The 17,371-nt window shown below is 64.1% G+C and carries 14 protein-coding genes; 1 reads left to right on the forward strand and 13 read right to left on the reverse strand.

Annotated features, from left to right (window positions below; genetic code table 11):
* Positions 1-103: 103 nt before the first annotated feature.
* From fusA to O3669_RS07475, 13 genes are all read right to left on the reverse strand, one after another.
* Positions 104-2,227, reverse strand: a complete 2,124-nt coding sequence (gene fusA, locus O3669_RS07415; protein ID WP_295921462.1) for an elongation factor G — start codon at positions 2,225-2,227, stop codon at positions 104-106.
* Between the two features lie 80 nt (positions 2,228-2,307).
* Positions 2,308-2,778, reverse strand: a complete 471-nt coding sequence (rpsG, locus tag O3669_RS07420) for a 30S ribosomal protein S7 (RefSeq protein WP_003790637.1) — start codon at positions 2,776-2,778, stop codon at positions 2,308-2,310.
* Positions 2,778-3,152, reverse strand: coding sequence for a 30S ribosomal protein S12 (gene rpsL / locus O3669_RS07425; protein WP_003790639.1), 375 nt, complete (start codon positions 3,150-3,152; stop codon positions 2,778-2,780). The genes rpsG and rpsL overlap by 1 nt, the downstream gene beginning before the upstream one ends.
* A gap of 472 nt (positions 3,153-3,624) precedes the next feature.
* Positions 3,625-3,921: a hypothetical protein gene (locus tag O3669_RS07430; RefSeq protein WP_371524218.1), complete on the reverse strand. Its 297-nt coding sequence runs from the start codon at positions 3,919-3,921 to the stop codon at positions 3,625-3,627.
* Positions 3,921-4,259: a hypothetical protein gene (locus tag O3669_RS07435; protein ID WP_371524219.1), complete on the reverse strand. Its 339-nt coding sequence runs from the start codon at positions 4,257-4,259 to the stop codon at positions 3,921-3,923. Before O3669_RS07435 ends, O3669_RS07430 begins: the two co-directional genes overlap by 1 nt.
* Complete coding sequence (locus O3669_RS07440) at positions 4,246-4,581, reverse strand: fibronectin type III-like domain-contianing protein (RefSeq protein ID WP_371524220.1); 336 nt, start codon at positions 4,579-4,581, stop codon at positions 4,246-4,248. Before O3669_RS07440 ends, O3669_RS07435 begins: the two co-directional genes overlap by 14 nt.
* 18 nt (positions 4,582-4,599) lie before the next feature.
* Complete coding sequence (locus O3669_RS07445; protein WP_371524221.1) at positions 4,600-4,863, reverse strand: hypothetical protein; 264 nt, start codon at positions 4,861-4,863, stop codon at positions 4,600-4,602.
* Positions 4,860-5,291 carry a hypothetical protein gene (locus tag O3669_RS07450; protein ID WP_315281931.1) on the reverse strand — a complete coding sequence of 144 codons (432 nt, stop codon included), beginning with the start codon at positions 5,289-5,291 and terminating at the stop codon, positions 4,860-4,862. The genes O3669_RS07445 and O3669_RS07450 overlap by 4 nt, the downstream gene beginning before the upstream one ends.
* 189 nt (positions 5,292-5,480) lie before the next feature.
* Complete coding sequence (locus O3669_RS07455; RefSeq protein ID WP_371524222.1) at positions 5,481-5,837, reverse strand: hypothetical protein; 357 nt, start codon at positions 5,835-5,837, stop codon at positions 5,481-5,483.
* A gap of 348 nt (positions 5,838-6,185) precedes the next feature.
* Positions 6,186-7,655: an LPXTG cell wall anchor domain-containing protein gene (locus O3669_RS07460; protein ID WP_371524223.1), complete on the reverse strand. Its 1,470-nt coding sequence runs from the start codon at positions 7,653-7,655 to the stop codon at positions 6,186-6,188.
* A 232-nt stretch (positions 7,656-7,887) separates the two neighbouring features.
* Complete coding sequence (locus tag O3669_RS07465) at positions 7,888-11,790, reverse strand: DNA-directed RNA polymerase subunit beta' (protein ID WP_371524224.1); 3,903 nt, start codon at positions 11,788-11,790, stop codon at positions 7,888-7,890.
* 15 nt (positions 11,791-11,805) lie between these two features.
* On the reverse strand, positions 11,806-15,282 hold the full coding sequence (rpoB, locus tag O3669_RS07470; RefSeq protein ID WP_371524225.1) for a DNA-directed RNA polymerase subunit beta: 3,477 nt from the start codon (positions 15,280-15,282) through the stop codon (positions 11,806-11,808).
* Between the two features lie 405 nt (positions 15,283-15,687).
* Positions 15,688-16,008, reverse strand: coding sequence for a helix-turn-helix domain-containing protein (locus O3669_RS07475; RefSeq protein WP_371524226.1), 321 nt, complete (start codon positions 16,006-16,008; stop codon positions 15,688-15,690).
* Between the two features lie 735 nt (positions 16,009-16,743).
* Between O3669_RS07475 and O3669_RS07480 the strand changes: the two genes are divergently transcribed.
* The gene (locus O3669_RS07480; protein ID WP_371524227.1) at positions 16,744-17,163 is read left to right on the forward strand and encodes a hypothetical protein; all 420 of its coding nucleotides are present in this window, start codon (positions 16,744-16,746) and stop codon (positions 17,161-17,163) included.
* Positions 17,164-17,371 lie beyond the last annotated feature (208 nt).

Raw genomic sequence — 17,371 nt, forward strand, 5'->3', positions numbered from 1 at the left:
TGCCACTTTAACACCACTGGGGCTTGAGACCTACTGGGTTTACTTGTGTGTGAGGCGGCTCGCAGGGGCAGGTCACCCTGCCCCCACGAGCCCCCGGTGGGACTCAGTTGCCCCGAGACTTGCCGACGATCTCATCCGCGACCGCGCGCGGAACCTCGGCGTAGCTGTCGAACTCCATGGAGTAGACAGCGCGGCCCTGCGTCTTGGAGCGCAGGTCGCCCACGTATCCGAACATCTCGGACAGCGGCACCTGAGCCTTCACGACGCGGACGCCGTGCTGCTCATCCATCGAGGAGATCTGGCCACGACGGGAGTTGAGGTCGCCGATGACGTCGCCCATGTACTCCTCGGGAGTACGGACCTCGACGGCCATGATGGGCTCGAGGAGGACGGGGTTCGCCTTCTTAGCAGCTTCCTTCAGCGCCATCGAGCCAGCAACCTTGAACGCCATTTCGGAGGAGTCAACCTCGTGGTAGGCGCCGTCGAGCAGCGTGGCCTTGATGTCAACCATCGGGTAGCCGGCGAGAACGCCGGACTGCATGGCGTCCTTGATGCCTGCATCGACCGAGGGGATGTACTCGCGCGGAACGCGGCCACCGGTGACCTTGTCCTCGAACATGTACTCTTCCTCGGAGTCCGCCGGGAGCGGCTCAAGGGCGATGATGACACGCGCGAACTGACCGGAACCACCGGTCTGCTTCTTGTGCGTGTACTCGTACTTCTCGACCGTCTTACGGATGGTCTCACGGTAGGCAACCATCGGGTTACCAACGTTGGCCTCGACCTTGAACTCGCGACGCATACGGTCGACGATGATGTCGAGGTGCAGCTCGCCCATACCACCGATGATGGTCTGGCCGGTCTCGGGATCGAGCTCGACGGTGAACGTCGGGTCCTCTTCCGCGAGCTTCTGGATGGCGACGCCCATCTTCTCCTGGTCGGCCTTCGACTTGGGCTCGACGGCAACCTGGATAACGGGGGCGGGGAAGGTCATCGACTCGAGGACGATCGGCTTGTCGATAGCGGCAAGCGTGTCACCCGTGGTCGTGTCCTTCAGGCCGATGACCGCGTAGATGTGGCCAGCGTGCGCCACGTCGACGGGGTTCTCCTTGTTGGAGTGCATCTGGAAGATCTTGCCGATGCGCTCCTTCTTGCCCTTGGTCGAGTTGAGGACCTGGGAACCGGACTCAACCTTGCCGGAGTACACGCGGATGAAGGTGAGCTTGCCGTAGAAGGGGTGAGCGGCGATCTTGAAGGCCAGAGCGGAGAAGGGTTCCTTCTCGTCGGGCTTACGAATCTCGGTCTCTTCCTCGGTCTCAGAGCCGGGGAGGAAGCCGCGAACGTCGCCGATGTCGAGCGGCGAGGGCAGGAAGTCCACGACGGCGTCGAGGACGGGCTGCACGCCCATGTTGCGCAGAGCGGTACCACAGTACACGGGGAAGGCGCGAGAGGAGATGGTCAGGAGGCGGATACCTTCCTTGATCTGCTCGAGCGTCAGGTCACCGTTCTCCAGGTACGCCTCGGTCAGCTCGTCGGAGCCCTCAGCGGCGGCCTCGACGAGGGCCTCACGGTACTCCTCGGCCTGTTCCTGGTACTCCTCCGGGATGGGGCCGCGCACAACGAGGGAGCCGAGCGTGTCGTTGCCCTTGTCGTCCTTGGTCGGGTAGGTCAGCGCCTCCATGGTCAGCAGGTCGATGTTGCCAACGAAGTCGTTCTCGGCACCCATCGGGAGCTGCATGACGATCGGGGTCGCGTGGAGACGATCCTTAATCGTGCCAACCGAGAAGTAGAAGTCGGCACCCATCTTGTCCATCTTGTTGATGAAGCAGATACGGGGGACGTCGTACTTGTCGGCCTGACGCCACACGGTCTCGGACTGGGGCTCAACGCCCTCCTTGCCGTCGAACACGGCGACAGCGCCGTCGAGGACGCGCAGCGAGCGCTCAACCTCAACGGTGAAGTCAACGTGACCGGGGGTGTCAATAATGTTGATCTGGTTACCGTTCCAGAAAGAGGTGACGGCGGCGGACGTAATCGTGATGCCGCGTTCCTTTTCCTGTTCCATCCAGTCGGTCGTCGAGGCACCGTCGTGCGTCTCGCCGATCTTGTAGTTGATGCCCGTGTAGAACAGGATTCGTTCCGTCACGGTCGTCTTGCCGGCATCGATGTGAGCCATGATGCCAATGTTGCGGACCTTGTTGAGATCCGTCAGCACCTCTAGTGCCACGAGTGTGGTTCCTTCGTTCGAAGTGGTAGGTGTATTTGCTGCGTGAGACGAGGCCCGGTTGCCCAGGCCTCGTCTTTACATCACCAGCGGTAGTGCGCGAAGGCGCGGTTGGACTCAGCCATCTTGTGCATGTCCTCACGACGCTTCACAGCGGCGCCGAGGCCGTTGGAGGCATCGAGGATCTCGTTGGCGAGACGCTCGGTCATGGTCTTCTCGCGACGCTGACGCGAGAAGTCAACCAGCCAGCGCAGGGCCAGCGTCGTGGCGCGCGCGGGGCGAACCTCGACGGGGACCTGGTAGGTCGCGCCGCCGACGCGGCGGGAGCGGACCTCGAGGGCCGGACGAATGTTCTCGAGAGCGCGCTTGAGCACGGAGACGGGTTCCTGCTCGGTGCGCTCGCGAACGGTTTCAAGTGCGCCGTAGACGATGCGCTCGGCGACGGTCTTCTTGCCGTCGAGGAGGACGCGGTTGACCAGCTGGGTCACGACCTTGGAGCCGTAGACCGGGTCATCGACGAGGGGGCGACGGGGAGCGGGGCCCTTACGAGGCATTACTTCTTCTCCTTCTTCGCGCCGTAACGGGAACGGGCCTGCTGACGGCCGCGGACACCCTGGGTGTCCAGCGAACCGCGGACGATGCGGTAACGCACGCCGGGCAGGTCCTTCACACGACCACCGCGAACGAGCACGATCGAGTGCTCCTGCAGGTTGTGGCCCTCACCGGGGATGTACGCGGTCACCTCGATGCCCGACGAAAGGCGCACACGAGCGACCTTTCGCAGAGCCGAGTTCGGCTTCTTCGGCGTGGTGGTGTACACACGGGTGCACACGCCGCGACGCTGGGGGGAGCCCTTCAGCGCGGGGGTCTTCACCTTCGCGCGCTTCGAGACACGTCCCTTGCGGACGAGCTGCTGAATGGTAGGCACTGGGTCTCCAGTTTCTTTCCGTCGGCGGCCTCCCCTCACTTTTGGGGCGGCCCTGATTGTCAGTCTTCCGCGACTGCGTTCACCCCCGTGTGGGCACACGTGTCCGCTGGGGGCCGGCGCGCCATGATAACCACGAGGGTCAGAGAATGACGCCCGGAGCTCCGACGGACGGAGCCCGCTCCCGGTTTCCCGGGCACAGAGGTTCCACAGAGGCGGGAACCACCCTCAAGGATAGCGGGCAATCCACCCGGGCGTCAAAGGATGTGTTTTGTGTTTCGCCCCTCATCCACGAGGCCGGGGCCGGTTTCGCCGCTCCCGTTTCCACGTGCGAGTGCCGGGGTTGTCCGGCGGCACGCCTCGCTGCCAACACGTCAGTGGCGCAGGAGGGGCCCGCAGGCTCTCGCCTGCGGACCCCTCCCCCACGGCTGTGACGCTCAGTCACACTCAATCGCGTTCGGCGATCCTGACGGCCTCATGACCGCCACTCGTCCGCCTTATCAGCCCCGGCCTCGTCAATGGAGGCCTTGCGAGCGCGGTAGCGGCGGATCGCGACCACCTCGAGTCCGAGCAGCGCCAGGATCGCAGCGCCGGCAACAACCCACGTGATGTACTCCCAGGTATTGCGGGTGACCTCGGGCTGGCCGTTGGCATACATCCACGAGTTCGCGACCGTGTAGAGGATGTTGTGCGATGCGCGGCGCAGAGAGCTCACGCCCGCGGCATCCTGCACGTTGACCGTCGCGATCGGCATGTCGATCGTCGCGAGCATCAGGTCGCCGCCACCGACACCGCGGAGGGCAGGCCGATCGAGCCGACACCGGTGAAGTTGTTGTTCAGCGAGGCCGGGCCGTCCACGTCGGACACGCGCAGCTTACCCACCGAGGAGATCGCAGGGGAGCCGTATCCGCCCTTGGAGATGAGGGTGTTCATGTCTTTGACGGACAGCTGGTCCCACTTCGGATCGTCGTAGTCCAGCCCCGCCAGGTCTCCCAGGACGAGGCCTTTGCTGGCTCCCGTGGTCGGCATCGTCGCGGTGCTCGCAGCATCGTCAGCTGAGGCGTCGTAGTTGGACGTGGCGACGAAGTTTGCTTTGTTAGCGTCGCTCATCGCGAAGTTCGTGGGAGTTGGCACGTGCGGAGATCTTGTAGTCCCCGGCCTCGAGCACGTAGGCCTTGGCATCCTTTGCATCGTAGGAGGCGAGCGAGTCGCGGTTCCCGGTGACGGTGATCGTCTGGGTTTCTCCCGGCTCCAGGAGCTTCGTCTTGTTGTAGGTCAACAGGTTCGCCGCGGACTTTTCAATGCCGCCATCCGTGTAGGGCGGGTTGTCGTAGATCTGGACGACGTCCTTGCCGGCGACCTGGCCGGTGTTCGTGACCGTCACGTCCGCGGACATGGTTCCCGTGGCCTCGTCGACCGAGATGTCGCTCATCGACTGGGAGAGCGTCGTTTAGGACAGGCCGAAGGGGTAGACGACCTCGGAAGCGTAGTCGATGACGCCCTCAGCGGCGGCCGTCTCGTACCAGCGGTAGCCGACGTAGATCGAGTCGTTGTCGTTGACGAAGGACGGCTGCGTCTGGGTGCCCTTGTTGATGGGATCCTCCTGGGCGAACTCCGTCATGTTCGTGTACTGGAAGTCGCCGAAGTTGTTGGCCGCGGGGCCAGACTTGATGTCGCGGGCGAAGGTGTCGGGAGTCTCCGCCGACGGGTTCACCTCGCCGTCAAGGATGCATCCCAGCGCGTTGAAACCAACTTGGCCGCCGGGGTCGCCCACACGATCGCGTCGATCTCCGGGTCGTCCTGGAGGTCGCCCAGCTCAAAGGCGTTCGCCGCGTTGATGACGACAACCGTCTTATCCGAGGTCTGCTTCGCCAGCTCAATCATGTCCTTCTCGGGACGGGTGAGCTCCAGATAGCCCTGGCCGTCCTCGAAGTCCGCGTATTCATCGGAGTTGTTGGTGTAGCTGAAGTAGGGGTTATTCGAGGTCTCCGCGTTCACGTCGCGAGGCAGGTCGAAGCCCTCGCCGCCCGAGCGTGCGATCGTCACGACGGCGGTGTCGCCGAAAGAGGTGGCGCCGGAGAGGAGGGACTCGGAGTACTTGTCCTGCGTGGGCTCGGGCAGCGACCAGTCAGCCTTGAACATGCCGACCTCGGGTCGCTCAGCGCGGTAGGAGGAGTACAGGTTCGTCAGTTCATCGTTCGTCGTTCAGCCCGCGTTGTGGAGGCCGTCCAGCGGGGTCGTCGTGGGGTTGTCCTTGGACAGCGAGCCGGAGCCTGTGCCACCGTAGATCGGATTGGTGGACGCCCACCCCCACACGTTCAGCGCGGACCCCTACGCCAGAGGCAGGGCGCCGTTCGCGTTCTTGAGCAGGACCATGCCTTCGTCGGCAATGTCGTTGCCCAGGTCCTCCACCTGCGCCTTCGAGGCCTCGGTCAGGACTCCCGACCCCGAGGCCAGGTCGAGCACCATCTTGAAGCCTCCGTACATCATCGAGACGACCGCGACGACGACCGCGACGAACGCAGCGACCCACGATGTCGAGCGAGCAAGCTTGCGTTGGGGCTTTTCGAGTGTAAAGACCGCGAGGGAGACGATGATGGCGAGCGCCAGCGCCACGCCGATGACGATCAAGGGGACCTTGACCGACTCAACCATCTTCCACACGTCAGACCAGTTGATGGAAAGCATGATGATTGTCCTCTTTCAGTTCCGAAACCCTGCATCCCAGAACCAGACTGGCTCCCCTCCATCCCCGTGTGTGTCTCCATAGACATGGGTCGCCGCAGACCAGAGGGCAGATGGGAACCGCCACCACCTATTTCACCGTACGGTTGGCTCCAGCTTGTGGGGTGCCGTCCGTTCTGTCGGTTCGGGAGCACAATCTGTCAGGGCGGGCTCGCTGGCGCCCCGCGGGCATCGCCGCCTAAGCGGAAAGCGACTCTCCCCGCCACCGACGAGGATAGCCACAGGGGATGCGCGAGGGCCCGGCCCCCTCGCGGGGACCGGGCCCTGTACCGTTATCGACCGGATCTCCGATCAGTGTGCGCGGCGCCTCGCCACAACGAGGCCGACGCCGGCGACGCCGAGCAGGCCGACGAGCGCGATGGCAACGCCGGTGTTCGCTCCGGTGCTGGCAAGCTTGGTGCCTTCAGTGCTCGTGCCGCCCGCAGGCTGGGACTGCTCGACAGTCGGCTGCGGCTGCTCAGCGGTGGGCTGGGGCTGATCGGGAGTCGGCTGGGGCTGCTCGGGAGTGGGCTGGGGCTGCTCGGGAGTGGGCTGGGGCTGATCGGGCTTCGGAAGCTCGGGGAAATCGCACGTCGAAGACAGCGAGGTATCGGACTCGGCGATGGCTGCGCCACTCGTCGTCGTCCCCGAGATCTTCACGAGCGGCGTAACCTCAGCGCTGCCGGTGATAAGGAACGAGAACTTCACCGACCCGTTGGCGGGAAGCTCGAGATCCTTGAAGGTAAGCACCTTGCCCGCGACCGTCGGCTCGGGGGCTCCGCTGGCCGACTGGGGAACGTAGGTGGCGTCGTCCGACAGTGTCGCGATGACCGTCTGGACTGACTTGACGTCCGGGTTCGGGTTCGTGATCGTCACGCCGATGGTGCGCGTCGCGGTGGAGTCGGCGCCCGGCTGGGCGACGGCGCATGTTGCGGAGGACAGCGCGACCTGGCCCTTCGGCGAGAAGGAGGTGATGAGTGAGTAGTCGGCCGTCGTATTCGGCTCGAGGGTACGAGTCCAGCTCAGAGCCATGCCGTTGTCCCGGTTGTCATCGGCGTGGTCGAGCTTGTTGGGCAGCGGCTCACGGTCCTTGACCTTGTCCCAGACCTCGCGATAGGTACTGTAGTAGTAGTTCGAACCGGCGGTCGTCGGGACGAACTGCTCGACTCGACCACGATCCGTATGCTCGCCGGTTTCCGGATCCTTCGCTCGGCAGATGACCGTCCCCGTATTCGCGTCGTACTCGCCGAAGCCGTGATCGTCGTCCTGGAGGTAGCAATCCGCCGCGTGGTAGAGAGTAAAGTCCTGAGCGGCATCCGAAATGTTCTTCACCGACGAGGTCGTCGCGTAGAATTCATTCCCCGTTGAGTAGGTGTCCGTCTGCGTAATCTCGAATCCGCCGCCGCGAACGACAGTCGTGAGGACCCACGGATCGGCTTGCGTGCCCGTTCCTGACTTGGATTGCGAGACCGGCGTCCAGGCGATCGCCCCCATCGACTCCGCAGCACCCGAATTCAGCTTCCCCGGACCGAAGAGCTCAGATCCCACAGCGAGGAACGTTCCACAGTCGGCTGGACCCGTCGCGGATCGAGAGTTATAGAACTCGTTATAACTATCGCCCTTGTAGTTGATCGAGCAGTTGAGGGTGTCGGAGATGGCGATCCGAACGAGCGGTCCGTCCGTATCCTCAATCGTGGGACCAGCGGCAAGGGCCGCCAACGGGTTGAGAACGAGGGTCGCGGAGCCGAGCGCAGCAATGACCAGTTTCTTGGACAGGCGCATGAGGAGACATCCTTAAGCGTTGATGGATAGTGTGCAACCAATCTAGCACCCGCATATCAGCTTTCCAAATGGTTGAACTTGTCATTTTCGCCCGTCAAAACCGCGCTCGAGATGCGTCGCCGTTAGACACCCTCCGCGCACTTAAGGAGAGTTAGCAGACACGACAAGGGACCCCGGCCTCGTCGCGTGTTGTACGGACGAGGCCGGGGCCCTCACGGGTGAACGATCCCGATTACTCGCGGAAGTTCATGCCGAAGTCGATGGCACCCAGTGCGTCGAGGAAGTCCTCGGACACGGAACCGTCGTTGAAGTCAGCCTCGGAGTAGTTCGAGTTCGCCATGGCCTCAGCCGTCGGCTCGACGATGACGTCGTTGTAGCGCGACAGGCCGGTGCCGGCCGGGATGAGCTTACCGAGGATGACGTTCTCCTTGAGACCCACCAGGGAGTCCGACTTGCCGTTCATGGCGGCTTCGGTCAGGACCTTGGTGGTCTCCTGGAAGGACGCGGCGGACAGCCACGAATCCGTGGCCAGCGACGCCTTGGTGATACCCATCAGCATCTGGCGGCCGGAGGCGGGCTGGCCGCCCTCGGCTGCGACGCGACGGTTCTGCGTCAGGTACGCCATGCGGTCGACGAGCTCGCCGGGCATGAACGTCGTGTCGCCGGGCTCCAGGATGGTGACGCGGCGCAGCATCTGACGGACGATGACCTCGATGTGCTTGGCGTGGATGCCCACGCCCTGGTCGCGGTACACCTTCTGGACCTCGTCCACGAGCATCTTCTGGGCCACGTTGCGGCCCATGATGCGCAGGATTTCCTTGGGGTCCAGCTGGCCCTCGGTCAGCGGGGTGCCGGCAGCGATGTGCTGGCCCTCGGACACGAGGAGCTTCTGGCGACGCGACACCTCAATGACCAGGTCTTCCTTGGCGTCGTCGCGGGTGATGATCACCTTACGCGCGCTCGGGTCTTCGTCGTCGATGTGGACGCGGCCGGCGGCCTCGTTCATCTTGGCTTCGACCTTCGGGCTACGCGCCTCGAAGAGCTCCTGGACGCGGGGCAGGCCCTGCGTAATATCCGCAGCGGAGGCGGCGCCACCGGTGTGGAACGTACGCATCGTCAGCTGCGTGCCGGGCTCACCAATCGACTGGGCGGCGATAATGCCCACGGCCTCGCCGATGTCGACCTGCTTGCCGGTGGCCAGCGAACGGCCGTAGCACTTCGCGCAGGTGCCGACCTGAGACTCACAGGTGAGCACGGAACGGACAACGATCTGCGCGACGCCGGCGGCGACGAGCTCGGCGAGCTGGTCGTCACCCAGGTCGCTGCCAGCAGGCATGACAACCTCGCCGGCCTCGTTGACCGCATCTCGAGCGAGGTTACGGGCGTAGGCGGTCGTCTCGATGGTCTCGGACGCCTCCCACTCACCGAACTCGTTCTTCTTCGCGATGTCGATCTTCAGGCCCGCGCGGGTACCACAGTCGGCCTCGCGGACGATGACGTCCTGCGACACGTCGACCAGACGACGGGTCAGGTAGCCCGACTCGGCGGTACGCAGAGCCGTGTCGACGAGGCCCTTACGGGCGCCGTGCGTGGCGATGAAGTACTCGAGAACCGTCAGGCCCTCGCGGTAGTTCGCCTTAATGGGCTGCTCGATCAGCTTCTGCTTCGGGTCGGACACGAGGCCACGCATACCGGCGATCTGCTGAACCTGCGACCAGTTACCACGGGCGCCCGAGTTCACCATGCGGTACACGGTGTTGCGCTCGGTGAAGTTCGCGCGCATGTCCTCGGCGACCTCTTCGGTGCACTGCAGCCACAGCTTGACGAGCTCCTCGTAGCGGGTCTCCTCGAGGATGATACCGGTCTCGAACTGCTCGACGATCTCGGCGGCCTTGGCCTCGTAACGGGCCAGGATCTCGCGCTTACGCGGCGAGGCCTGGATGTCGGAGAACGCAATCGTGATGCCCGACCAGGTCGACCAGTGGAAACCGGCCGACTTCAGGGCGTCGAGGCAGTCCGCGACGAGCACGTTCGGGTAGCGCTGCGTCAGCGTGTTCACGATGTTGCCGAGCTGCTTCTTGCCGACGACCTCGTTGACGAAGGGGTAGTCGGTGGGCAGCAGTTCGTTGAAGATCGCGCGGCCGAGGCTGGTCTCGAGGATCAGCTCGTCGCCGCTCTCCCAGCCCTCGGGGGCTTCCCAGCCCTCGGGCGGCACGGTGCCGTCGGCGAAGCGGATGCGCGCGGTCGCGTTCAGGTCCAGGTTGCCGGCGTCGAACGCCATCTGGGCTTCCGCCTGGCTGGAGAAGTAGGGCACCACGGGGTTGCCGTCTTCGTCCGTCTCGACGGGCACCGACGGGTCGGGCGTCGAGGTCAGGTGGAACAGACCAATGATCATGTCCTGAGACGGCATTGCCACGGGGCGGCCGTCGGAGGGCTTGAGAATGTTGTTCGTCGACAGCATGAGGATGCGGGCCTCGGCCTGCGCCTCGGCGCCCAGCGGCAGGTGGACAGCCATCTGGTCGCCGTCGAAGTCGGCGTTGAAGGCGCCACAGGCCAGGGGGTGCAGCTGGATAGCCTTACCCTCAATCAGCTGGGGCTCGAACGCCTGGATGCCGAGGCGGTGCAGCGTAGGTGCGCGGTTGAGCAGCACGGGGTGCTCGCGGATGACGTCGTCGAGGACGTCCCACACCTCGGGGCGCTGGCGCTCGACCTTGCGCTTGGCGGCCTTGACGTTCTGCGCGTAGTTCTTCTCAACCAGGCGCTTCATGACGAAGGGCTTGAACAGCTCCAGGGCCATCTGCTTGGGCAGACCACACTGGTGCAGCTGCAGCTGCGGGCCGACGACGATAACGGAACGACCCGAGTAGTCGACGCGCTTACCGAGCAGGTTCTGACGGAAACGACCCTGCTTACCCTTGAGCATGTCCGAGATCGACTTGAGCGGACGGTTGCCCGGGCCCGCGACGGGGCGGCCACGGCGGCCGTTGTCGAAGAGCGCGTCAACGGACTCCTGAAGCATGCGCTTCTCGTTGTTGACGATGATCTCGGGGGCGCCCAGCTCGAGCAGACGCTTGAGTCGGGTGTTGCGGTTGATGACGCGACGGTACAGGTCGTTGAGGTCGGAGGTCGCGAAGCGGCCGCCGTCCAGCTGAACCATGGGGCGCAGGTCCGGCGGGATCACGGGGATCTTGGTCAGCACCATCGAGGCCGGGGAGTTGCCGGTGGCAACGAAGGCGTTGATGACCTTCAGGCGCTTGATGGCGCGGGCCTTGCGCGGGCCAGAGTCGGAGGAGATGGTCTGACGCAGGGCGGCCACCTCGGCCGCCAGGTCGAAGGTCTCCAGGCGCTTCTGGATGGCGGAGGCGCCCATGTCACCCTTGAAGTAGGTGCCGTAGCGGGCCACCATCGCGCGGTAGAGACGCTCGTCGCCCTCGAGGTCGCCGACCTTGAGGTCCTTGAAGCGCTCCCACACGGCCTCGAGGCCGTCGATGTCGCCGTCGAAGCGGCGGCGGATCTTGGCCATCTCGCGCTCGCCCTGCTTGCGGGCGCGCTCGCGCTCCGCCTGCGAAGCGCCATCCTTTTCGAGGGCGGCCATGTCGGACTCGAGCTGCTCCGCGAAGTCGTTGATCGTGGCGTCGCGGTTGTTCTCCATCTGCTTCTTCTGCACCTCGAGTTCCGCGCGCAGTTCAGCCAGATCCTCGTGGCGACCCTTTTCGTCGACCTCGGTGATCATGTAGGCAGCGAAGTAGATGACCTTCTCGAGGTCCTTGGGCGCGAGGTTGAGCACGTAGCCCAGGCGCGAGGGAACACCCTTGAAGTACCAGATGTGCGTGACGGGGGCGGCCAGGTCGATGTGACCCATGCGCTCACGGCGGACGCGGGAGCGAGTGACCTCAACTCCGCACTTCTCGCAGATGATGCCCTTGTAGCGCACGCGCTTGTACTTGCCACACGCGCACTCCCAGTCGCGGGTGGGGCCGAAGATCTGCTCACCGAACAGGCCGTCGCGCTCGGGCTTGAGCGTACGGTAGTTGATGGTCTCCGGCTTCTTCACTTCACCGTGGCTCCAGACGGCGATGTCGTCGCCGGTGGCCAGGGTGATCTTCAGGCTGTCGAACGTTTTGGCGTCCAGCAAAGTTATCTCTCCCTATCAGATCGCATCGATGGTCGCCGCAGCGTTCGGACGGGCATCGAGGGTGATACCCAGGTCCTCACGCGCATTGAAGTCTTCGTCCTGCTCACGCAGGTCAATGACGTTGCCGGCCGCGTCGAGGGCTTCGACGTTCAGGCACAGCGAGCGCATTTCCTGGATGAGGACTCGGAAGGACTCGGGGATGCCGGGCTCGGGGATGTCCTCGCCCTTGACGATGGCCTCGTACACCTTGACGCGGCCGCTGGTGTCGTCGGACTTGATGGTCAGCAGCTCCTGGAGGGCGTAGGCGGCGCCGTACGCTTCCAGGGCCCACACCTCCATCTCGCCGAAGCGCTGGCCGCCGAACTGGGCCTTACCGCCCAGCGGCTGCTGCGTGATCATCGAGTACGGGCCCGTGGAGCGGGCGTGGATCTTGTCGTCGACCAGGTGGTGGAGCTTGAGCATGTAGGTGTAGCCCACCGAGATCGGGTACGGGAACGGTTCGCCGGAGCGGCCGTCGAACAGGCGCGCCTTGCCCTCGTGGTTGGTGAGGACCTCACCGTCGCGGGTCGGGTTCACGTTGCGCAGCAGGCCCGCGAGCTCGTCGGCCTCGAGGCCGTCGAACACGGGGGTGGCGACGTGGGTGCGCGGACCGGTCGTGATGCCGTCGGCGGGCAGGTGTGCCGTCCATTCTTCGCCGGCCTCGACAGCGGCCGAGGCATCCCAGCCCTGGTGGGCGAGCCACCCGAGGTGGTACTCGAGCACCTGACCGACGTTCATTCGGCCGGGGACGCCCAGCGGGTTGAGAATGATGTCGACGGGGGTGCCGTCGGCGAGGAAGGGCATGTCCTCGACGGGGAGGATCTTGGAGACGACGCCCTTGTTACCGTGACGGCCGGCCATCTTGTCGCCGATCGTGATCTTGCGTCGCTGGGCGACGTAGACGCGAACGGTCTGGCGCACGCCGGGGTTGAGGTCGTCGTCGTCATCGTTGAACTCGCGCACGCCGATGACGATGCCTTCTTCACCGTGGGGGACGCGCAGCGAGGTGTCGCGCACCTCGCGGGCCTTCTCACCGAAGATGGCGCGCAGCAGGCGCTCTTCGGAGGTCAGCTCGGTCTCGCCCTTGGGGGTGACCTTACCGACGAGGATGTCGCCGGCGGTGACCTCGGCGCCGATGCGGATGATGCCGCGCTCGTCCAGGTCTGCGAGGGATTCCTCGGAGACGTTGGGGATGTCGCGGGTGATCTCTTCCTCACCGAGCTTGGTCTCGCGGGCGTCGACCTCGTACTCCTCGATGTGGATCGAGGTCAGGATGTCCTCTTCGACGACGCGACGGCTCAGGATGATGGCGTCCTCGTAGTTGAGGCCTTCCCACGACATGTAGGCGACGAGCAGGTTCTTGCCGAGCGCGATCTCGCCGTTGGAGGTGGCGGGGCCGTCGGCCAGGACATCGCCGGCCTCGACGCGGTCGCCCTCGTCCACGATAACGCGCTGGTTGGTGCAGTTACCGGGGTTGGAGCGCTCGAACTTCTCGAGGCGGTAGGAGTCGCGGCCGCCCTCGTCCGTAGAGACGACGATCAGGTCCGCGGAGACCTCGGAGACGACGCCGGAGTGGGCGGCGAGGATCATTTCGCCGGAGTCGTGCGCGGCGCGCAGCTCCATGCCAGTGCCGACCAGCGGGGCTTCCGTGGTGAGCAGCGGCACGGCCTGACGCTGCATGTTCGCGCCCATGAGGGCTCGGTTCGCGTCGTCGTGCTCGAGGAACGGAATGAAGGCAGCGGCGACGGACACCATCTGGCGGGCGGAGACGTCCATGTAGTCTACGCGATCACGGGCGATCAGGGTCGGGTCTTCGCCGGCGACACGGCACAGGACGTCCTGCTCGGCGAAGGAGCCGTCAGCCTCGACGGGCGACGAGGCCTGGGCGATGTAGTGGCCCTTCTCGTCGTCCGCGGTGAGGTAGCGGATTTCGTCGGTGACCTTGCCGTCCTTGACGACGCGGTAGGGCGTCTCGATGAAGCCGAAGGGGTTGATGCGCGCGAAGGTGGCGAGCGAGCCGATGAGGCCGATGTTCGGGCCTTCAGGGGACTCGATCGGGCACATACGGCCGTAGTGCGAGGGGTGGACGTCTCGAACTTCCATGCCCGCGCGGTCACGCGACAGACCGCCGGGGCCCAGGGCCGACAGGCGGCGCTTGTGGGTCAGGCCGGCGAGCGGGTTGTTCTGGTCCATGAACTGCGACAGCTGGGAGGTTCCGAAGAACTCCTTGATCGCGGCCACGACGGGGCGGATGTTGATCAGCGTCTGGGGCGTGATCGAGTCCGTTTCCTGGGTGGTCATGCGCTCGCGCACGGTGCGCTCCATGCGCGCCAGGCCGGTGCGGACCTGACCCTGGATGAGCTCGCCGACGGCGCGGATGCGACGGTTGGCGAAGTTGTCGATGTCGTCGACCTCGACGCGGACCTCGACGGGTTCGCCATTTCGGGTGCCGGCGAAGGTCTTGTCGCCCTGGTGGAGGGCGAGGAGGTACTTGACGGTGGCGACGATATCCTCGAGGGAGAGGGTCGAGGCCTTGGGGTCGGCTTCGATGGCCAGCTTCTTGTTGATCTTGTAGCGGCCGACCTTTGCCAGGTCGTAGCGACGAGAGTCGAAGTAGAAGTTGTTGAGCAGTGTCTGGGCGGCGTCGACGTTCGCGGGCTCGCCGGGGCGCAGCTTGCGGTAGATGTCGAGCAGGGCTTCTTCCTGCGTGGCGACGGTGTCCTTCTCGAGGGTTTCGAGCAGGACCGGGTACGGCGCGAAGGTGTCGCGGATCTCGGACTCGGTCATGCCGATGGCCTTGAGGAAGTGGGTGACCGACTGCTTACGCTTGCGGTCGATGCGCACGCCGACGGCGTCGCGCTTGTCGATCTCGAACTCGAGCCATGCGCCGCGCGAGGGGATGATCTTCGCGCCGAAGGTTTCCTTGTCGGTCGAGCGGTCCGAGAGCTTCTCGAAGTACACGCCGGGGGAACGCACGAGCTGGGAGACGACGACACGCTCGGTGCCGTTGATGATGAAGGTGCCGCGGGGGGTCATGAGCGGGAAGTCGCCCATGAACACGGTCTGGGACTTGATTTCGCCGGTTTCGTAGTTCATGAACTCGGCGGTCACGTACATGGGTGCGGAGTACGTGTAGTCCTTTGCCTTGGCTTCCTCCATAGAGTACTTGGGGGATTCGAGGCGGTGGTCGTGGAACGACAGGCTCATGGTGCCTGCGACGTCCTCGATGGGGGAAATCTCGTGGAAGATTTCTTCGAGGCCGGAGACGTCGGGGACGTCGTTACGGCCGGATGCCTGGGCGGCGTCGACGCGGGCCTTCCACGCGTCGTTGCCCAGCAGCCAGTCGAAGCTCTCGACCTGCAGGCCCAGCAGATTGGGTGCCTGGAGGGGTTCGCGGAGCTTCGCGAACGAAATGCGGTGGCTGGGCTGTTTGGCGGTGCTGTTGGCAGCCAAAGGGGGTCCTTCCCTGCTGTTACGGTGCGCACGCTTCCTTATCACCCATTATCTGACGCGTCCTGGTCCGTCAAGCGCCTGTTACGACGGCTGGATACGGGTCACCTCGGGCATGATAAGGCGCAAATACTCAGTTTACCGTGAGTCGCATCGCGAGTCAAGGCTGAATGTGTTATGTGCAGGGGTTCACGGACGAGGCCGTGGCCGGTTTCTCCGTCAGGCGCGACGGGCGGCTCCCAGGCTGGGGTGGTGGTGCCCCAAGTCGGGCTTGAACCGACGACCCACGAAAGGGACCTGGGCGTCGGCCTGCCGAGCTCGAGGCGCGCCCAGCGGGTCACCATATTAGTCACCGACAGCAGGTGTCGCCACCACGCGAGACAGGCTGGACAACCACGCAACCCCCGATCAGAGCGGCTGCGCAGTAATGTGGAGACGATTCCCGGTCGCACGCGCAAATTTGAGGACAGTGTTGTAGGTCGGGATGCGTGCACCTCGTTCAACAGCCGAGATAAATGGCTGAGAGCTACCTGCTTTTTCCGCAAGTTCACGCTGGGTCATGCCAGCACCCGTACGCATAGCGTAGACGAGTTCAGCAAGTTCAAGCTGTTCCTCAGCGCGCTCCTCCAACTCACATTCCCGCGCCAGTTCCTCGGGCGTGTATGTGGCACGTGCTTCGCGCACCACCTCGTCAAAGTCATAGAAACCATCGGGAATTTCGTAGCTCATGAGCCGTTCCTCCGCTCATAGTCTTTCTGAGCGTCACGCGCACGCTGCACTTGTCGACGCTCGTTGTTGCGAGTCTTAGAAAAGGTGGTCAACGTAATGACACGCCGATCACCTTGCGCACAATGATCTGATCCGCCTGGGCTTGCTGATCAAACCACTGGCGAACCTCGCGCGAGACGATAACCGTCCACTCAGCTGTCACACAGCCAGGATAGCCTCAGGTAGATATATACGCACCTAGATATACATATGCTCGCTCCTCCCCACACGGGGATCAACAACACCGCAAGGGTCTATCCGTGGCTATCACCATCGACGAGGCCGTGGTCGATTCTCCCGGCACGCGCGGCGGGCGCGGCTCTCACGTGCGACTACAGCCGCCCTCCACCACCCTGCACAGCTCCCGTCACCCCGGCCGCCCTGTCATCGGAGCACAAGCACCCTTATTTCCGTGTCGGCCGCATCGACAACCACATTGACGGATGTACCGAAGGGGCCACTCGCGTCGATTCCCCGGAGGCAGCCATTCATACTGATGAACACAAAGGGCAGGAGTCACCCCGCGGCCCTGATCAGCTTGTGCACATCACACTTCGACGCCCCCAGAGTGCGGCAGCTCGGACAGTTCAGGGAAGCACGCACAGTGTTGATCCGCCTCTCGGTTATCGTCGATCCCCATCAACAGTGGCTGGAGACCGGCCACTCACCTTCCAGTGTGGGGTGCGCAAAGCCGTCTTGGACTACGCACGCGGCATCATTAATGACGATGACACCGTGAAACTGGGGGACGTGCAAAAGACTGCACGCCAGTTGTTTTACTGCGCCGACCGACTCATTAACGCCCCTTACAAGGGACACATCGTCATAGCCTTCGGCCACATTCTGAACATCAGCGCAGGAAGCGCCTGGAACACACATTTCATCAGACTGCGTCGATCAAACGGCGGTCCGACCAAAGTGACGATCATGATCGGCCCGGACCGCTACGCGCAGCTGCGCACCCGCATTGAACAAGCACAAATCAATCCGTCTGAATGGATGGTCATCGCGTGCGGCACGATCACAGGACGCAACAAGAACAAGCCTTACCTTGAGCCGCTTGACGGAGGCTCACTGTATTTTCAGCGCACGATTCCTCAAGGGGGAAGAGCATGAATCGAGCGACGGGCGGCTCCCAGGCTGGGTTGGTGGTGCCCCAAGTCGGGCTTGAACCGAATCGTCAAGGTCACCGCTCGTGTCGGTGAGAGTCTGGCGGGCAGATGTCGCGCTGCGTACATCGACGGCGTGCTCGAGGGTGGACCTGCCTCTTTCGAGGCGTGGGTCGTCGAGGCAATGACAGCCGCACTCACTCCGGCAGAAAAGA

The organism is Pauljensenia sp. 20925_1_34 (assembly GCF_041432775.1).
In the GTDB taxonomy this organism is placed as follows: Bacteria; Actinomycetota; Actinomycetes; order Actinomycetales; family Actinomycetaceae; genus Pauljensenia.